Below are 682 nucleotides of genomic sequence, written 5' to 3' on the forward strand. Positions count from 1 at the left end.
CGTTGTGAATCCCTCTTAAATTGCTTGTTAGCCCTGTTGCCCATTACTAGCACTAGACTCTCTCATTTGCTTAATATTATCTAGATTTTCGTTATAAACGGGCTCAACAAAGTAGATAAGGGACAAAATTATTGATGATAAATAAACGATCATTAACTTCATTGTCAGTACATGTTCAGGCTCATCAATGTTTCCATCAGGAAAGCCTTTCGGCATCCGCTTATACAACGGGCATTTTGAAATAGATTTAAGCAAGTCTTGATAGCGATTCAGGTGCGGAGCCTCAGTCAATCGGCACCCCGACAAGTTGTGAGAAAAATCATTTCTAATCTTCCTCAGCAGGTTTACCTGAAAAAATAAATCATCATCAATCAAACCCAATTGGTGAGCGAGGTTCAATTTAGCTGAAAACGTCGTAAATGCATTGCTTTCAGAACACAGCCGTTTTTTTACCTTTACAGGTAACAAAGCTTTTGTAATAAGGTCATCTAGCAGTGCATCAATATTTGCTGCTCCCACGATGACGCAAGCCCTTTCACTCTCAGTCCTAATTTCGTCAAACAACTCTAGTTGCTTTTTCCCCAATTCTTCTAGATGCTCTAATTCTTCCGCTTCCATTTGTAGGCACTCCATTAATAGTTATTTAGAAAGGGCTAGACATAATGACCCCCACGAGGTGCTA

1 protein-coding gene is annotated in these 682 nt (G+C 39.6%); it reads right to left on the minus strand.

The features are described from left to right. Nucleotides 1-27 precede the first annotated feature (27 nt). Nucleotides 28-618 carry a hypothetical protein gene (locus tag A142_RS21055; protein WP_019820108.1) on the minus strand — a complete coding sequence of 197 codons (591 nt, stop codon included), beginning with the start codon at nucleotides 616-618 and terminating at the stop codon, nucleotides 28-30. Nucleotides 619-682 lie beyond the last annotated feature (64 nt).

This window comes from Vibrio splendidus 12E03, from assembly GCF_000272105.2.
In the GTDB taxonomy this organism is placed as follows: domain Bacteria; phylum Pseudomonadota; class Gammaproteobacteria; order Enterobacterales; family Vibrionaceae; genus Vibrio; species Vibrio splendidus_I.